9 protein-coding genes and 2 pseudogenes are annotated in these 17,448 nt (G+C 72.7%); 5 read left to right on the forward strand and 6 right to left on the reverse strand.

Translation table 11 applies throughout. From position 1 onward, the window contains the following. Positions 1 to 41: 41 nt before the first annotated feature. From P3L51_RS27830 to P3L51_RS36045, 4 genes are read right to left on the reverse strand one after another with little or no spacing between them, the layout of a single operon-like run. Positions 42 to 1,226, reverse strand: coding sequence for a glycosyltransferase (locus P3L51_RS27830; RefSeq protein ID WP_354608060.1), 1,185 nt, complete (start codon positions 1,224 to 1,226; stop codon positions 42 to 44). After that, positions 1,223 to 2,035, reverse strand: coding sequence for an alpha/beta fold hydrolase (locus P3L51_RS27835; RefSeq protein WP_354608061.1), 813 nt, complete (start codon positions 2,033 to 2,035; stop codon positions 1,223 to 1,225). Before P3L51_RS27835 ends, P3L51_RS27830 begins: the two co-directional genes overlap by 4 nt. Positions 2,036 to 2,039: 4 nt before the next feature. Further along, positions 2,040 to 2,351: an acyl carrier protein gene (locus P3L51_RS27840; protein ID WP_354608062.1), complete on the reverse strand. Its 312-nt coding sequence runs from the start codon at positions 2,349 to 2,351 to the stop codon at positions 2,040 to 2,042. Further along, entirely contained in the window at positions 2,348 to 5,347 is a 3,000-nt protein-coding gene (locus tag P3L51_RS36045; protein WP_435594538.1) for an acyltransferase domain-containing protein, read from the reverse strand. Before P3L51_RS36045 ends, P3L51_RS27840 begins: the two co-directional genes overlap by 4 nt. 22 nt (positions 5,348 to 5,369) lie before the next feature. On the opposite strand from P3L51_RS36045, the pseudogene P3L51_RS36050 reads away from it, so the two are divergent. Then, positions 5,370 to 5,582, forward strand: a pseudogene (locus P3L51_RS36050) (hypothetical protein); the annotation flags it as partial. Here P3L51_RS36050 and P3L51_RS36055 read toward each other — a convergent pair. Both P3L51_RS36055 and P3L51_RS27850 read right to left on the reverse strand, forming a co-directional pair. Continuing rightward, positions 5,516 to 7,024: pseudogene (locus tag P3L51_RS36055) on the reverse strand (beta-ketoacyl [acyl carrier protein] synthase domain-containing protein); the annotation flags it as partial. The pseudogenes P3L51_RS36050 and P3L51_RS36055 overlap by 67 nt on opposite strands. Further along, entirely contained in the window at positions 7,021 to 13,971 is a 6,951-nt protein-coding gene (locus P3L51_RS27850) for an SDR family NAD(P)-dependent oxidoreductase (RefSeq protein ID WP_354608064.1), read from the reverse strand. The gene P3L51_RS27850 and the pseudogene P3L51_RS36055, both read right to left, overlap by 4 nt. Positions 13,972 to 14,544: 573 nt before the next feature. Here P3L51_RS27850 and P3L51_RS27855 point away from each other — a divergent pair. The 4 genes from P3L51_RS27855 to P3L51_RS27870 all read left to right on the forward strand — a co-directional run bounded on the left by P3L51_RS27855 (position 14,545) and on the right by P3L51_RS27870 (position 17,231). Next, the gene (locus P3L51_RS27855) at positions 14,545 to 15,174 is read left to right on the forward strand and encodes a methylated-DNA--[protein]-cysteine S-methyltransferase (protein WP_354608065.1); all 630 of its coding nucleotides are present in this window, start codon (positions 14,545 to 14,547) and stop codon (positions 15,172 to 15,174) included. Positions 15,175 to 15,209: 35 nt separating this feature from the next. Beyond that, a complete protein-coding gene (locus tag P3L51_RS27860) occupies positions 15,210 to 15,692 on the forward strand; it encodes an RNA polymerase sigma factor (RefSeq protein ID WP_354608066.1) in 483 nt (160 codons plus the stop codon). A gap of 13 nt (positions 15,693 to 15,705) precedes the next feature. Beyond that, positions 15,706 to 16,326: a methylated-DNA--[protein]-cysteine S-methyltransferase gene (locus P3L51_RS27865; protein ID WP_354608067.1), complete on the forward strand. Its 621-nt coding sequence runs from the start codon at positions 15,706 to 15,708 to the stop codon at positions 16,324 to 16,326. A 125-nt stretch (positions 16,327 to 16,451) separates the two neighbouring features. Beyond that, a complete protein-coding gene (locus tag P3L51_RS27870) occupies positions 16,452 to 17,231 on the forward strand; it encodes a S1 family peptidase (RefSeq protein WP_354608068.1) in 780 nt (259 codons plus the stop codon). Positions 17,232 to 17,448: the final 217 nt, after the last annotated feature.

Below are 17,448 nucleotides of genomic sequence, written 5' to 3' on the forward strand. Positions count from 1 at the left end.
GTCCCGTGGTAGCGGTCGGGGTGAGGCGGATGGGCCGGGGGTCAGCCGGAGGCGGGGACGGGGGCATGAAGCGCCGCGATCCGTTCGAGGTGGTCGGCGGCGGCGGACCGGCCGCCCGCCGCGCGTAGCGACCGGCCGATCGACTCGGCGGCGGCCCGGTGCCCGCAGGAGTCGTCCAGCACGGTCTCGATCGCCGCCCCGAGCCGGGCGGCGTCCACCCGGCGGAAGCGGACCCGCACACCGGCGCCCGCGTCGACCACCTGTCCCGCGACGATGGGCTGGTCGTCACGGATCGGGGCGAGCACCAGTGGCAGGCCGTGCCACAGCGTCTCGCACACCGTGTTGTGACCGGCGTGGCAGACGACGGCGTCGGCCCGTGCCAGCAGGTCGAGTTGGGGCACATGCGGGCGCACGATCACTCCGGGCGGTACGGCTCCGAGGGTGCGGCCGGGATCGACCACCACCCCCTGCACCCGGTCGCCGAGCGCGTCCAGCGCGGTCACCGCCTCGGTGAGGAAGCGGCCTCCGGTGTCCGCGTTGGCCGTGCCGAGCGAGACGAGGACGAGGCGGCGCGCGGGGTCGAGAAGGTCCCACGGAAAGTCCGAACTTCCGGCGCGCGGCGCGACGGCGGGACCGACCAGATGGACTTCCCCGCTCGGCAGCGGCGCGTCACCGACCAACTCGCGCCCGGTGAAGGCGATCACGCCGTGTGGCGAGAAACGCGGATCGCCGTGCGCGGTCGGATCACCGATCCGTGCCCGCAGCCCGCCGAGCAGGTCGGCCAGCCAGGCGCCCACCTTCGGCAACTCCGCCAGCGGGTCGACGAGTTCGGCCGACGTGGTCGCGGAGGTGACATGCACGATCCCGCGTCGTTCGGCGACCAGCGCGCCCGCGACGGCGTGCTGGTCGGTGAACACGGCGTCGGGACCGAACGCGTCGATCGCCGCGTCGACCCCCGGCGCCATCAGGTCACCGAGCGGGACGAAGAACTTCTCCCAGAGGTGCTGGAAGGCGCCGGGCCCCGCGAGGCCCGGCGGCCGGCTCAGCCCGTTGTCCGGCATGGCGCACTCGTACACCCGGGCCCCGGGGCCCGCGAGCGCGCGGATCTGGTCGCCGTAGCCGGCCCAGGCCACCTCGTGGCCCCGCCCCGACAGTTCGTCGGCGACGGCGGCCGGCGGGTTGGTGTGACCGACCAGTGGGGGGACGACGAACAGAAACCGTGTCACCGCACCGCCTCGGCCAGGGTGTGCTCCCGCACCCAGCGCAGGATCAGCTCCTGGGTCTCCCCGGTGCGCTCGACCAGCACCGAGTGGCCCTGCTCGGCGAGGACCACGGTGCGGCACGAGGTCAACTTGGCCTCCAGCTCGGGCACTTGCGCGCTCAGCCCGGACTCGTCACCGAAGATCGCGAGCACCGGGCAGCCGTCGAGCGCGTCGAGGCCGTCGTCGATGACACGGCCGGCCGGGACGTCCTCGGCCAGGGTGGTCGTGGCCAGGATGCGGCTGGCTCCCCGGGAGAGCCGGGCGGTGTGCGCGCCGTGGTTGGCCGAGATCCAGCCGATGATCTCCTCGCGGGCGAGCTGGTTCTTGGCGTCCGTGAGCCCGTCGGCCATGTGCCGGGTCCACTCGGCCACCGGCGGCTCGGACTCGATCATGGTGACGGTGGCGACCCGGTCGGGGTGCCAGGCGGCGAACGCGGTCGCGATCGTGCCGCCGAAGGAGTTGCCGACGACATGCGCCCGGCGCGTCTCGCCGAGCGCGTCGAGCACGCCCACGAGATCCCCGACGAACGATTCGAGCCGGTATCCCGTGGCAGGCCGGTCACTGCGGCCGTGGCCCCGCAGGTCGTACATGATCACGTCGATGCCCGCCGCCGCGAAGGCCGGGCCGAGCGTGAAGTAGTAGCTGGCCAGGCTGTCCGTGAGCAGACCGTGGACGAACACGACGACCGGCGTTTCGCCGCCGTCGGCCGGCGGGTTCGCGGCGGGCAGCCGCTGGACGTGGGTGGTGATGTCCCCCGTGCGTATCTTCGCCATCGGCTCAGACCTGCCCGGCGGTGTGCAGGGAGGCGGCGACGTAGTCGACCAGCTCGCCGACCGTGAGCGCGATGATCTCGTGCAGTTCGAGATCGGCGATGAACAGGGCGAGGTTGACCTGGTCGCCGTAGTGCTCGCGCAGCGAACCGGCCAGGGTCACCAGGTCGATGCTCTCCAGTTCGAGATCGTCGTGGAAGGTGGTCTCCCGGGTGATCTCGGCGTCGTCCAGACCGTCTTCCTCAAGCATGGTCCGCAGCATCGCGGTGATGTCGCTCTCCACGGCCGCCGCCACGGTTGCATCGATTTCGGTGGTCATGCCGAATCTCCTGTCAGGTCTATCTGGTCTGTGCGGTCTGTCTGTTCTGTCTGGTCTGTTCGGTCTGTTCGGTTGTCGTTCTCGGTCGTCGTCCAGGCGACGACGTACCGCCGCTCCGGCATCCCCGGCGGATTGGCTGTCTCCTCCAGGCACACCTCGTAGAGCCGCCCCCCGGCCACCACACGTGCGCGCCTCTCGTCGGCGGCCACCACGCGGAACTCCGCCGGACGGCCGCGCAGACCGGTGCCGCGCGCCTTCGCGACGGCCTCCTTGGCGGTCCAGAAGCGGGTGAACCACAGGGCGCCACTGCCCGGCGCCCGCGCCACCAGAGCGTCGAGCAGGGTGAGTTCGGAGGTGTCGCACGAGGTCTCGACCGTGGTGCGCGGTCGGTCGGTGATCTCCTCGATGTCGATCCCGCAGCTCCCGCGCGCGGCGACGGCCACCCCCGTCTCGCGGCGGTGCGCGATCGAGACCGTCAGCTCGCCCGGCGCACGCCCGTGCACCCCCTCGGCCAGCGGGCGCCCCGACGCGTCGTTGCGTACGGAGATCTCGGCCGGATAGATCTCGCCCGCGCCCTCCCGCCACAGCAGCCGGCGCACCGCGTCCTTGGCCGCGATCCTGCCCAGCAGCCACTGGCGCCTGCGCACCGGCGGCAGCCCTTCGTAACGGGCCCGCTCCGCGCTGCCCAGCATGTTGCGCATGATCAACTCGCGCGTCGCCAGATCCGGCCAGCGCTCGTGGACGATCGCCCAGCCGCCCGGCCGCTCCGTGGACAGGGTGTTCTCGCCCGGGAAGCGGTCCACCGCGCGGATGTTGGGGTCGGTGTCGAAACGCCGGTCCTGCCAGCCGGTGAACTCCGCCCAGACCAGCCCGTCCTCACCGATCAGCTGCATGTCCGCCGTGAGCGTGAGGTCGGTGACCTCGGTGATCCGGATCAGACAGGTCAGCCGCTCGCCCGGCCGAGGGTGCGGCCCGTGGAAGCGGATGCCCTCCATACGGACCGGGAACACGGTGGTGCGCTCGGTGAGCGTCGCCATGATCCAGTAGCCGAGCAGCTGACCGACGTTGTCGAGCAGGGCGCCGGGCGCCTCAGGGGTGGTCAGCACCCCGCGTACCCACCGGTCGCCGATGGCCGTCAGCTCGCTGACGCCCTGGAAGCGCGGCCCGTGGAACATCCACCGCTCGTCGTAGAGCTGCCCGGCCCGCAGGCCGGGGGCCCGTTCGACGGTGGTGTCGACCGGCCAGGCCGGGGGCGGCGCGGGGTGGGCGGTGGCGAGTTCGACCACGGCGCGCGAGTAGCCGGTGAGGCTCACCTCGACCCGGTCGGCCGCCAACTGCCGTACCTCCACGGGCACATCGACGGCGGGCATCGCCTCGATCCACTTCAGCAGGCGCACGTCGTGGACCGCGATCGCCCGGGTTCCGGGGACGACGCGTTCGGCGATCTCCATGAGATGGCCGATGACGGTGGTGGCGGGGACGATCGGCCAGCGGTCGCCCTCGTCGGGCCAGCCGGGGCGCTGCCGGAAGAAGCAGTGGTCGAGGAGGTACGGCATCTCGGCGACGTCCACGCGCAGCGCGGCGGGGCCGGCGGGCTCCGGCGGCGGGGGTGCCGTCGTCGTGGCCGGAACCGTCGTGGCCGGAACCGTCGTGGCCGGAACCGGCGCGGTCGCCCGGTGCGTCGTGGCCCGTGTCGTGGCCCGCGCCGCGATCAGCTCGTCCGCGACAGCCGCCGTGTCGTTGATCAGCGCCGACAGTTCGGCGGCGATCGGGAACCCGGCACCGGTCCGGCCGAGCGCGTCCAGCCGGTCCAGGGCGTTGCCGTCGCCGAGGGGACGGACGGCCGGCGGATGGCCGATGCTGTCGGCGAGGAGCTTCTTGGCCTGCTCGGGCAGGGACACCAGCGCCCCGCCGAGATCGAGCCGTACGCCGGACCTGGCGCGCCCTGCTCTCCCACGCGTTCCTGTGGCGGCGGCCGTGACCGGCGCGGACCCGAGTAGCGGACCGGCGTCCGACGCCGCGCCCTCCACCCACAGCGCGGTCACGACCCGGCGCAACTGCGCCAGACTGTCCCGCGCCGAGGAGTGCGCCGAGACGACCAGCCGGTCCTTGCCCGCCAGGGTGTCGTCGATCAGCGAGCCGAGCTGACCGGCGCCCAGCTGGACGAACGCGCGGTGCCCCGCCTCGTGCATCGTGGTGATCAACTGCCGGAACCGCACGGGTTCGAGCAGATGACGGACGAACAACTCCCGTACCGCCGCAGGGTCCTGGGGATAGCGCCCAGCGGTCGTCGCCGACCAGACCGGTGTGGACTGCGGGTGCAGTGTGTATGTCTCGGCGGCCCGCCTGATCGGATCGAGATACGGGGCCAGCATCGGGGTGTGGAAGCCGGAGCGGAACGGCAGCACCTGCCCGATCACGCCCCGCGTCCGGAACCGGTGGACCAGTTCGCCGACCGCCTCCTCAGGACCGCAGATCATCGACTGGTTCGGCGCGTTGTCGTGCGACAGCACGACGTCGCTCCGGCCCGCCAGCTCGGCGAGCACCTGGTCGGCGGGCATCCCCAGCACGGCGAAGGCCGCACCCGGTACGCGCAGCGCGTCCGGGTCGAAGCCCGCGAGGAAGGTGTCGACCTCGTCGGCCGCGTGAATCCCACCGCAGGCCATGGCCGTCCACTCGCCGACACTGTGTCCCGCCACCGCGTCCGGCACCACGGACAGCCTGCGCAGCGCCGTGTCGAGGAGCCTCCCGAGCTGGAAGACCGCCGCGCCGTGCCGGCCCACATCACCGACCTTCGCGTCGTGGCCCGGCGCCCACGTCAGCCCGAACCGCTCGGCCAGCGAGTCGACCTGGGCCTCGAACTCGGCTTCGAGCCCGGGGAACACGAACGCGGTCGTACCGCCGCCGGGACCGAGCAGCGGACGCGGGCTGAACCACACGTCGCTGCGCCCGCGCCAGGCGGCGCCCTTGGTGACCGCCTTCCTGGCCAGCTTCATCCTGCGCGCCGTCGGGTCGACGATGCCCAGCCTGACGGGACCGGTGGCGGGCGCGCGTTCGTCGAGACCGGCGGCCAGCACCGTCGAGTCGTCGGCGTCCAACAGCGCGGCGAGCGTCGCCCGATCGGGGGCCGCGAGCCGCAGCACCTGCTCCGGTTCGACGACGGTCGCCGTCGCCCGCGCCGTACGCCCGGCGGCCGGGACCGACTTGACCGGGACCGACCTCACCGGGTCCGACTTGGCCGGGACCGACCTCGCAGGGCTCGACATCGCCTGTTCCAGCACGACATGCGCGTTGATGCCGCCGAAACCGAAGGCGTTGACACCCGCCCGCCTCGGCGCGCCCGTGGCGGGGCTCTCCCAGGGCGCGGACCGCGCCAGCGGGGTGAACCTGGTCGCCTCCAGCGCCGGATGCGGGTCCTCGCAGTGCAGCGTCGGCGGCAGCACCCCGTGATGGAGCGCCAGCGCCGCCTTGATCAGTCCCGCGATACCGGCCGCCGGCATCGTGTGACCGATCATCGACTTGACCGACCCGATCGCGGCACGCGATCCCACGGCCGGGCCGAACACCTCGGCCAGCGTGGTCAGTTCGGCACGGTCACCGGCCGGGGTCGCCGTACCGTGCGCCTCCAGCAGGCCGATGGCGTCGGCCGCGCGCGGGTCGAGCCCCGCCGCGTCCCACGCCTGCCGTACGGCGCGGACCTGCCCGCCCGGATCGGGGTTGAACAGGCTCGCCGAACGGCCGTCGCTCGCCACCCCGGTGCCCGAGACCACCGCGTACACCCGGTCGCCGTCGCGCTCCGCGTCCGCGAGCCGCTTCAGCACCACGATGCCGGTGCCCTCGCCGATCAGCACACCGTCCGCGCCCTGGTTCAGCGGGCGGATCCGCTCACTCGGCGACAACGCGCCGAGCTGGCTGAACACACTCCACAGCGTGATGTCGTGGCAGTGGTGCACCCCGCCCGCGAGCATCACGTCGCAGCGGCCACTGTCCAGTTCGCGTACGGCGTGGTCGACCGCCACCAGCGACGAGGCGCAGGCGGCGTCGACGGTGTACGCGGGGCCGCGCAGGTCCAGCCGGTTGGCGACCCTCGAAGCCGCCAGGTTCGGCACCAGCCCGATCGCCGACTCGGGCTGCTCGGGGCCGAGTTGACCGGCGAACGCGGAGCGCACCTCCTCCAGCCGGTCGTCGCCCAGCTCGGGCGCCAGCTCGCGCAGGGTGCGCACCAACTGGTTAGCCGTACGCACCCGTTGGTCCAGCCTGACCAGACCCGGCGTCAGATAGCCGCCCCTGCCCAGCACGATCCCCGCCCGCTGCCGGTCCACCGGCAGCACCGGCTCGCCACCGGCGTCGGCGATCGACTGATGGGCCACGTCCAGCGCGATCAGCTGGTCCGGCTCCGTACCCGCGACGGAGGTCGGCATGATGCCGAACCGCGTCACGTCGAACTCGACGCTCTGGTCCACGAATCCGCCCCGGCGGCAGTACACCCGGTCGCTGCGCGGGGGACCACCTGGCGCGTAGAACTCCTCGTCCCAGCGGCCCGCGGGTACCTCGGTGATCGAGTCGACGCCGTTGACGATGTTGTGCCAGTAGCTCTCCAGATCGTTGGCGCCCGGGAAGTACACGGCCATACCGACGACGGCGACCGGTGTGCGGGAGTCCACCGAGGTCACCAGCCCGACGCGGTGTAGACGGCCGCGTGCACCTCGGGGGCGCCCCAGGCGAGTTCACGCAGCAGACTCAGCGGCCCCTCCTCGGGGTCGATGAGCTTGATGCCCCGTGCGGCGTACGAGCGCATCAGCGCGGGGGTGACCATGCCCCCGTTCGTCTCGGCGGCGGCCCACGGGCCCCAGTGCACGGTCAGACCTCGGCGGTAGTCCGTCGACCAGCGACGGCCCAGCTCCTCCAGGGCGTCGTTGGCCGCCGCGTAGTCGGATTGGCCGCGGTTGCCGAGCGCGGCGGCGATGCTGCCGAACAGCACGGCGAACCGCGGGCCGCGCGGCAGCACGTCCACCGCGTCGAGCACGGCGCGCGCGCCGTCGACCTTGGTGGAGAAGACCCGGCCGAAGGACTCCGTGGACTTCTCGGCCAGCAGCTTGTCCTCGATGACCCCGGCCGCGTAGACGACTCCGTCGAGCCTGCCGTGCTCGGCGTAGACGTCCTTCACCGTGGCCCGTACGGCCTCCGTGTCGAGCACGTCCACGCAGTGGTAGCGGACCTCGCTCCCGAGCGCTCGCAGCGCCTCCACGGTGGCCCGCACCTCGCGCTCGGCGAGCACCGCCCCGACCAGGCGCTCCACCTCGCCGGGGGAGGTCAGACCGGTGGCCAGGAAGGCGGCCCGCAGTCCGTCGCGGTCGGCGGCGCCGGCGGTGGCCGGGTCCTCCGACGCGGCGGGTACCGGGGTCCTGCCCATGAGTTCGATACGGCACCGGCTCGCCGAGGCGATCGTACGGGCGAAGCGCGCGGTGATGCCGCGTGCGCCGCCGACCAGCAGGACGACCGATTCACGGTCGAGCCCCGCCGCCTCGGCCTCCGCCCGGCCCTCGCCGGCAGGGCCGGCTCCGGTGGCGGCGAGCGCGCCGAGATCGGTCGGGGTCAGCCGCAGTGCGCGGCGCTTCCCGCCGTCGTTGAGGACGACCGGTTCCCGTTCGGTGGCGGCGAGTTCGGTGACGAGGGCGTCCGACACCGCGTCGGCGGTCGCGTCGGCCGCGACCTCGACCAGGGTCGCCTTCATGTCGGGGTACTCGCGGGCGACGCTGCGGAAGAAGCCGCGCAGACCGCTGGCCGCGCCTTCGGTCCTGCGCTCGACGGCGACGACAGTGCCGGGTGCGCCCGCGAACGCCGCCTGGAACAGGGGGAGGGCATCCGGCAGCGGCGGCTCCGCCGCGTCGAGCGTGTCGAGCAGGACCACCGCGTCGGCGGTGGCCGTCGGCAGCTCGCCCGCCGGTACGAGCGTGGGCGAGGCACCGGCCGCGCGCAGCCGCTCGGCCAGCACGGGGGCCAACTCGCCCCCGCCGAGCAGCAGTACGACGGCTCCGGCGGCGATCGAGCCGGTCACCTCGTCCAGCGGCGCCTCGGTGAACTCCAGGCGCTGCGGGGCCAGGATCTCCGCCTCGGCCGAGCCTTCGCCCGCCGCGCTCCCGCCCCCTGCGGCCGTTTCCGTGGCGGTCCCCGCGGCTGTCTCCGCCTCCGGCGGGGTGTCGCCGGTGCCGGTGAGCCGTTCGACGAGCAGTCCGGTGATGCCGGCCGCGGTGCGCGCCGTGCTGAGGCCGTCCAGCTCGCCGCTCGCGTCGAGGGGGAGACCGAGGCGTACGGCGAGTTCGCCGGCTATCTCGGCGCGCTTGATCGAGTCGACGCTCAGGTCGGCCTCCAGATCGAGCTCCGGCTCGATCATCTCGACCGGGTAGCCGGTGCGGTCCGCCACCACGGACAGGACGGCGGCGAGCACCGACTCCGGATCCGCCGCCGGTGCGCTGGCCTCGGCCCGTGCCACGAGCGCGGGCCCCGCCTGTGCGGCGGCCGTGGTGATGGGGCCCGCCGCCGTGGTGGGGGACACGGCGGCGGGCAGTGCGAGGGCCGACGGTGCGGTCGGTGCGGCGACGGCGGCCGGCTGCCAGGTGACGGGGGCCGGCGCCTGGACGGCGGCCACCGCTCCCGGCCCGCCGAGGTAGGTCATCAGGACGTCGCGCTGGGCGGCGACCAGATCGCGGCTGGTGCGCAGGAATTCGGCGACGAGCGCGTCCGGTGCGCTGTGGGGGGACTGGTTCTCCGGCACGATCAGCTCCGTAACGGGTCGGGCGGGGTGCAGGGCGGTGGGGGGAATGGTGCCGTCGGCGAGCCGGACGAGCTGGCCGTCCACGGTCCAGCCGGGGCTCCGCCCGGCGTCCGCGGTCTCCGGGTCGACCGCGTCCCGGCCCCGGAAGAGGCGGCCGGTGCGGACGTCGGCCCCGTTGACGGCGAGTTGAGCCAGGGCGGTGAGGAAACCGCTCAGTCCGCCGGGCCGCCCGCCGTCGAGCGGAATCGTCCGGTGGGGACGGTTCCCGAGGACGGCCGAGACCAGTCGGCTGAGCACCCGGCCCGGCCCGACCTCGGCGAAGACACGGGCACCGGCGGCGTACATGGACTCGATCTGCTCGGCGAACCTGACCGGCGAGCCGATCTGGGCGGCGAGCTCCGCCCGTACCCCGGCGGGGTCCGTCGGGTAGGGCTCCGCCGTACGGTTGGCCCACACATCGAACGCGGGTGGATAGACGGTCAGCCGGTCGAGCCGCTCGGCGAACGCGTCACCCGCGCCGACCAGCAGCGGACTGTGGAAGGCGCAGGCCACCTGGAGCGGTTTGACCGGGAGGCCGGCGTCCCGCAGGCGGGCGACGGCTGCCGCCACCTGCTCGGTCGGACCCGAAATGACCGTCTGGGTGGGCGAGTTACGGTTCGCGGCCACGACCTCCCCGTCGAGACCGGCCAGCCGCAGCACCTCGTCCACCTGCTCGGGCGACGCGGTGACGGCGGCCATCGTGCCGGCGTCACCGCCCGCCGTCCGGGACAAGATCGCCCCGGCGCGCTCGGCGCTCGCCGTGATGACGTCCTGCGGGGAGAGCGCCCCGGCCACGCCGAGCGCGACCAGTTCGCCGTAGCTGTGCCCCGCCGCCATGTCGGGGCGTACGCCGACGGAGGCGAGCAGCTCGGCGGCGGCCAGTTCGACCATGCCGAGCGCGGGCTGGGCGACGGCCGTGTCCGTGATGCGGGCCAGCTGCCCGGCCTTGCCCCGCTCGCCGAACGCGGTCGGCGGATGGAGGACATCGGCCCAGCGGGCACCGAGCTGGAGGTAGCGCTGCAACTCGGGGAAGGCGACGAAGAGTTCGGCGAGCATGCCGGGACGCTGGCTGCCCTGCCCGGGGAACAGGAACGCCAGTTTGCCCTCGGCGTCACCGGCACTTCCGTCGGCCGCCCGGTCGCCGGCCTCCGCCGTGTGGATCCCGGCCTCGGGCGCGTGTTCGCCCTCGGCCGCGCGGCACAGCAACTCGGGCAGTTCGGCGAGGCTGTTCGCCACCACGGCGATCCAGACCCGTTCGCCGCGCACCGCCGACCGGTCGCTTCGCCGTGCCGCGCTACGCGCGTAGTCGCGGAGCTTCCACCTGCCACCCTTGGCCAAGAGGTCCTGAAGCGCCCGGACCGACCGTCGGGCCGCCTCGGCGTCCTGCCCACGGAACGTGAAGAGTTCGGCCGGCCACGCGTCCAGGGAATGCGCAGGTGGCGCCTGGGTGTACGCGCGTAGAACAACGTGGAAGTTGGTGCCGCCGAATCCGAAGGCGCTCACTCCCGCGACACGCTCCGCCGGCTCCACCGCCCACGGCGTCGCCGTCGTGTGGAAGACAAACGGGCTGCTCGCCTCGTTCCAGGCGGCGTTGGGCTCCTTCAGGTGCAGGGTCGGCGGCTTCACACCGTGGTACAGCGCGAGCGTGACCTTGATGAGTCCGGCCAGTCCCGCCGCGCACTTGGTGTGCCCGATCTGGGACTTGACGGAGCCGACCGCGCAACTGGCCACCTCGGCACCGGCTTCGGTGAACACCTCGGTGAGCGTGCTGAGTTCGGTGCGGTCCCCGACGACGGTCCCGGTGCCGTGCGCCTCGACCAGCCCCACATCGGCAGGTGAGACACCGGCGTTGCGGTAGGCCCGGGTGAGAGCGGCGTGCTGGCCCTCCGGGCGGGGCGCGGTCAGACCGAGCGCGCGCCCGTCACTGGCGCTGCCCACCCCGTCGATCACTGCGTACACGCGGTCGCCGTCGCGCTCCGCGTCCGCGAGGCGCTTGAGGACCACGCAGCCCACGCCCTCGCCGAGGGCGATGCCGTCGGCGGCGGCGTCGAAGGTGGCCGAGCGGCCCGTGGGGGAGAGCGCGTGCACGGACGAGAACAGCAGGTAGTCGTTGATGCCGTTGTGCAGGTCGGCGCCGCCGCACAGCACCATGTCGCTGGTGCCGGAGACCAGTTCCTTGCAGGCGACGTCCACGGCGGTGAGCGAGGAGGCGCACGCCGCGTCGACGGTGTAGTTGGCACCGCCGAGGTCGAGCCGGTTGGCGACCCGCCCCGCGATGACGTTGGCGAGCATCCCCGGGAAGGAGTCCTCGGTGAGCCGGGGGAGTTGCTCGTCGAGCGCGGGCGGGATCGTGCCGATGTAGCCGGGCAGCACCGTGCGCAGCGTCGTCGCGTTCGACAGGTCGCTGCCCGCCTCGGCGCCGAACACCACGGACGTACGGGCGTGGTCGGTGCCCTTCGCGTCGTAACCCGCGTCGGCGAGCGCGCGCCGCGCGGCCTCCAGCGCGAGGAGTTGCACCGGTTCGACGGCGGCGAGCGAGGCCGGCGGAATACCGTAGCGGAGCGGGTCGAACGGGATCTCGGGCAGGAAGCCGCCCCAGCGGGACGGGGTCCGCTCGCCGTCGCCGTCCGGCGCGTAGTACCGCTCCTGGTCCCAGCGCTGGGTGGGGACCTCGGTGACGCAGTCCTTGCCCGCGAGGATGTTGGCCCAGAAGTCCGCCAGGTCGGGGGCGCCGGGGAACATGCCGGCCATGCCGACGACGGCGACCCGCAGCGGCTCGGGAGCCGGCCGCTCGTCCGCCCGGCCGATGCCGAGCGGGCCGCGCAAGTCGGTGGCCCTGGCGCGCAGCCAGCCGGCCGCGCCCTCGCTGACGGAGTCGTGCAGCGCGGCGACGGTGGTCACGGACTCGCGGAGTACCACGACCTCACCGGCCATGAACATGCCCTCGTCGGACTGCCGGGCTTCGTCCACGGCGAGCAGGTCGTCGCCGACCCGCTCGATGCCCTTGCTGGCCAGCCGCAGCCGGCCGACGTTGAACCGCTCCAGGCGCTCCCAGATCTCCCGGTCGGGCACACCCTGTTCGCGCAGCTCGTCCTTGAGTGCGGCGAAGTCCGTGCTGATGGCGCTGCGCGCGCACCGGGTGGCGTGGCCGGGCGCCGTCTCCAGCAGATCGGTCCGCTCCGCGTCCAGGATCCGGCGCTGGAAGAGCGGCTGGATGGCGCCGCCGCGTACCGCTTCCTCGGTGAACAGGTAGGCGGTGCCCATCAGTACGCCGAACGCGACACCGGCGCGGGTCAGCGGGGCGGCCAGCGCGGCGGCCATCGCGGCCGACCGCTCGTCGTGGATGCCGCCCGCGAAGAGCACGGTCAGCCCGGCTGCCACGTCGTCGGCCTCGGCCCCGGCGTCGGCGAGGAAGTCGAGCAGGACCTCGGTCTGCGCCTCCCACAGCGGGAAGCTGTTGCGCGGTCCGACGTGGCCGCCGCACTCGGCGCCCTCGAAGATGAACCGGCGCGCGCCCGCCGCGAGGAACTGGCGCAGCAGTCCGGGCGACGGCACGTGCAGGAAGGTCGTGATGCCCTCCGCCTCCAACGCCGCCGCCTGGGCCGGCCTGCCGCCCGCGATGATCGCGTGCGTGGGCCTCAACTCGCGTACGACGTCGAGCTGCGCGGCCTTGATGTCCTCGTCGGCGAAACCGAGCACGCCCACGCCCCACTTGGCGTCGCCGAGTGCGTCGCGGGTGCGTTCCAGCATCGAGCGGGTCCGGTCGGCGTTCGCCAGGGCGAGCGCGAGGAACGGCAGCCCGCCCTCGGCCGCGACCGACGCCGCGAACGCGGGCTCGTCGCTGACGCGTGTCATCGGCCCCTGGGCGACGGGCAGTCGGGTGCCGAGCGCGCGCGCACCCGCCGACCCGGCGGCCAGCGCCGCGGCGGGCGCGTCGTCGGCGAAGGCGCCGGCCATGGCGGCCGTGATGCCCCGTACGGCTTCGGCGACCGTGCTCCAGCGAGCGGCGAAGGAGGCGGCGAGGAAGGCGTCCTGGCCGAGGGGGACGAACTGGGTACGGAGATCGTCCGTCCCGATCCGGGCGGTGAACTCGGCCTTGTCCGAGGGGAGTTCGGGGGCCCCGGGGCCACGGCGGCGCAGCACGCGCACCCCGTGGTGCAGCACGCTCTCCGAGCCGTCGAGTCCGGCGAGCACGCCGGTGAGCTCGGTCGGCAGTCCCGCCTCGTCGAACAGCGCGAGCTGGGTGTCGAGTACGACTCCGGCCGCGCCTCCGGCGACGGTGGCGGCGGCGGTGTGCGGTCCGATGCCGCCACAGGCCCAGACGGGGAGGTCCAGGGCGGGTTCGGCGAGCACCTGCTGGAGGAGGACGAAGGTGCTCAGCTCACCCGCGCGTCCGCCGCTCTCCGAGCCGCGCACGATCAGTCCGGAGGCACCGGCCTCGCCGGCGCTCAACGCCTCGGCCAGGCTGGTGACTTCGACCAGGACACGGCGGCCGGCGAACTCGGCGGGCGACCGCGCGGGGTCGGCGAGCAGCACCGTATCCACGAGTCCGGGCAGCTCGCCGGCGGTCGCCGAACAGCCTTCACGTATCCGGACGCCGAACGGAACGGACGACCAGCGGCAGGTGCGGTCGAGCAGATCGACCACCTCCCGGGGGTTCCCGGTGGGCAGTTCGAGCACACCGACCGCGCCGGTGGCGGCGGCTGCGGCGGTCAGGCGTGGGGATGACCGTTGCAGAGGGTTGATCACGATGACCGAATGCGGCAGGGAAAAGTCATTGGACCAAGAAGGTCCCGGAGTCCGCATGAACTCTCCAGATACGTGGGGCAGTTGTGGGGATTGGCAGTTAAGTGGTCACGCTTCCCCAGAGTCAACCGATCACAGAGAGTCGTCCTCGCGATTTGTCGAACATCTGTGCGTCTTTGGTACGCGATGGATTCAGGCAGATGGGAGGTTGGGGGACGTTTTTCATGTGCGTCATCCGTGGATCATGTCGTTGATATCGACATGACATGCGCGTGGAACGTTCGCTGCTCATGAGTGTCCGAACCTGTGCTTCAGATCACAATAACTTTCTCGATGGGTGTCCGGTTCCGGCCTTATGGCTACGCAGAGTGAGATGGCCCCTGAGGGTGGGCCTGTTGACCTTCATGGGCGAGTTTCGGCAGCTCAGCGGCGTGAAATGGCCGTCGAGCGCGCCCCTGGGGCCGTTCTTTCGTCGCGTTTCAACAGTCAATGTCCACGGAGAGACGAAAGATTGGCGACGGAGCGCAGCCGAGCACCACGCGCCGAACCGGAGTGAGATACGACCTCACATTCTCCCGCTCCCGCGCGTCTGCCTACTGAACAGGGACGTCGTACAAGAAGGAGACCGGGACGATGACCGACATCGGACAGGCCACGGACACGAACGCGCGCACGGATACCGGCACGAATGCGGGCATGGACACGGGCATGGACGCGGGCATGGACGCGGGCACGAATACGGCTACCGGTTCGAACACCCGCCACGCGATCGTCGAGACCTCGCTCGGCGGTCTCACCGTGGTGGCGTCGGACGGTGCGATCACCGGCCTGTACTTCCCCCACCACTGGTACCTGCCGTCCGAGCAGAGCCTGGGCCGGCGCGTCGACGTCCAGGACGACACCCTGCTGACCCTGGCCGCGACCCAGCTCGCCGAGTACCTCGACGGCGACCGGACCACATTCGACCTGCCGACGCGGACGAACGGGGACGCCTTCCAGGAGCGGGTCTGGGCGATGCTCCGGGAGATCCCGTTCGGCGAGACCACGACCTACGGCGAACTGGCCGAACGGCTGGGGAACAAGGCGCTGGCGCAGTCCGTGGGCCAGGCGGTCGGCCACAACCCGCTCTCCATCATCGTCGCCTGCCACCGGGTGGTCGGCAGCAACGGGAAACTGACCGGCTTCGCCGGCGGCCTCAAGCGCAAGCAGCGACTCCTGGAGATCGAGGAGCCCGAGACCGTCAAGGAGGCCAGGCTCTTCTGAACGGGCAACCCGCACACCGGCGGAGAATGATCGCCATGAAGAAGCCTTTCGAGCGGGTGGTCGAGGAACACGCGGACACCGTGCTCCGCGTGTGCCGGGCGGTGGTCGGCGTCCACGACGCCGACGACGCCTGGTCGGAGACGTTCCTCGCCGCGATGCGCGCCTACCCGGACCTGCCGGACGACGCCAACGTCGAGGCGTGGCTGGTGACGATCGCCCATCGCAAGGCCATCGACATCACCCGCGCGGGCCGGCGGCACGCCGTCCCCGTGGCGGACCTGCCCGAGCGGCCGTCGGCCGTCGGGCTGCCGGGCGAGACCGACCACGACCTCTGGCGGGCCGTCAGGGCGCTCCCCGAGAAACAGCGGCAGGCGGTGGCGTACCACCACTTCGCCGGACTGCCGTACCGGGACGTCGCGGAGATCGTCGGGGGCACGCCGGAAGCGGCGCGCCGCGCGGCGTCGGACGGCATCAAGGCCCTCAGAACCACCCTCGCCACCCCCCACGACCGAAGCTGAAAGGAGCGACACCGTGAAGGACACCACCGGCGACCCGGACGTCACCCCCCTCCTCGACCGTGCCGCGGTCGCCCCAGGAACTCTCGCCCGGCTGCACACCAGGCTGGAGGAGGCGGCGGCCCGCGACGGCCTGCTGGACATCGCGTACACCGTCGTCGACAGCCCCGTCGGCCGGCTCCTGCTCGCGTCCACCGAGAAGGGCCTCGTCCGCGTGGCCTTCCCCGGCCAGGACCACGACAAGGTCCTCGACGACCTGGCCGGCACGCTGAGCCCCCGGGTGCTGCGCGCCCCGAAGCGCCTGGACGACGTGGCCCGCGAACTCGACCAGTACTTCGACGGCGAGCGCAGGACGTTCGACCTGCCGCTCGACATGTCGCTCTCGCACGGCTTCCGGCAGCTGGTGCAGCGTCACCTCCCGGAGATCTCCTACGGACGGACGATGAGTTACGGCGAGGTCGCCCGGCTCGTCGGCAACCCGAAGGCGGTCCGCGCCGTCGGCACGGCCTGCGCGACCAACCCGCTTCCCGTCGTCGTCCCCTGCCACCGCGTGCTACGCGCCGACGGAACGCTCGGCGGCTACGCGGGTGGCGCCGCCGCCAAGTCCGTCCTCCTGGATCTGGAGGCCGCGGCCTGACACACCGTCAGGAGCGGTGCGGCCGATACCGGCCGAATGGCGTCTTTCCCCCTGACGCGCGCCTCCCAGGGACCCCACAATGGCAGGCCCATGACATGTCATGACCGGGAAATCGGGGAGGGAACATGAGTCCGCACCTGAATCCGCACCGCACCGAGAGACCGTTCCGCGGGGCACCGCGCAGAGCGTTCCGCACGGCCGCGTCGGCCGTCGCGGCGCTGACCCTGCTGCTCGGCTGGTTCACCGCCACCGGATCGGCGGCGTACGCGCAGGAGTCCGGCCCGCCGACGCGTACCGCCTCAACGGCCCCGTCCGGCAAGGCGGTCGAGGTGCGCGGCGGCAACGTCATCTACAGCAGCATCGGCACCCGCTGCACCGTCGGCTTCAACGCCCGTGGCGGCGCCACGTTCTACGGCCTGGTGTCGGGCCGCTGCGCGCAGGGCGCCACCAACTGGTACGCGGACGCGGCCCTGACGGTGTTCGTCGGCACCACCGCCGGATCGAGCTTCCCGGTCAACGACTACGCGCTCGTCCGCTACACCATCAGCACGGCGGTCGCCTTCCCCGGCGAGGTCACACTCGGCGGCGGCGCGACGCAGGACATCACCGCCGCCGCGAACCCGACGATCGGCCGGGCCCTGTGCCACGTCGGCCGGGTGACCGGAGTCCACTGCGGCACCGTCACGGCCGTGAACGTCACGATCAACTACCCCGAAGGCGCAGTGAGCGGGCTGTTCCGCTCCAACATCTGCTCCGAGCCCGGCGACGCGGGCGGCCCCGCGTTCTCCGGAACGACCGCGCTGGGCATCATCGTGGCCGCGAGCGGAAACTGTTCATCGGGCGGCGTCACCTACTACCAGCCGGTGGTGGAGTGGCTGTCGGTCTACGGCCTGTCGCTGTACTGACGGGGTGTCCTGCCGGACGGGCGCGGGCGCGGCGGCCCGTCCGGCGGAATTCGGCCATGGTCTCCCGGCGGCCGTACGGGCGATCATCTTCTGGACTGGCGGCGAGCCGGGAGTGGATCGGCGCGCGGCGTCAGATGCGGTGCGTCGCAAGGCGGAGGGCCGCCCTCCTACCGGGCGTATTCGTGCGGTCCGGCAACGCGGCGAGGTGCCCTAGGGT

Source organism: Streptomyces panacea (genome assembly GCF_040560175.1).
GTDB lineage: Bacteria > Actinomycetota > Actinomycetes > Streptomycetales > Streptomycetaceae > Streptomyces > Streptomyces panacea.

Bases quoted from the DNA above. Each gene is read 5' to 3' on its own strand.
- P3L51_RS27835 (WP_354608061.1), bottom strand. From the start codon at position 2,035: ATGGCGAAGATACGCACGGGGGACATCACCACCCACGTCCAGCGGCTG.
- P3L51_RS27840 (WP_354608062.1), bottom strand. From the start codon at position 2,351: ATGACCACCGAAATCGATGCAACCGTGGCGGCGGCCGTGGAGAGCGAC.
- P3L51_RS36045 (WP_435594538.1), bottom strand. From the start codon at position 5,347: ATGAAGCTGGCCAGGAAGGCGGTCACCAAGGGCGCCGCCTGGCGCGGG.
- P3L51_RS27850 (WP_354608064.1), bottom strand. From the start codon at position 13,971: ATGCGGACTCCGGGACCTTCTTGGTCCAATGACTTTTCCCTGCCGCAT.
- P3L51_RS27855 (WP_354608065.1), top strand. From the start codon at position 14,545: ATGACCGACATCGGACAGGCCACGGACACGAACGCGCGCACGGATACC.
- P3L51_RS27860 (WP_354608066.1), top strand. From the start codon at position 15,210: ATGAAGAAGCCTTTCGAGCGGGTGGTCGAGGAACACGCGGACACCGTG.
- P3L51_RS27870 (WP_354608068.1), top strand. From the start codon at position 16,452: ATGAGTCCGCACCTGAATCCGCACCGCACCGAGAGACCGTTCCGCGGG.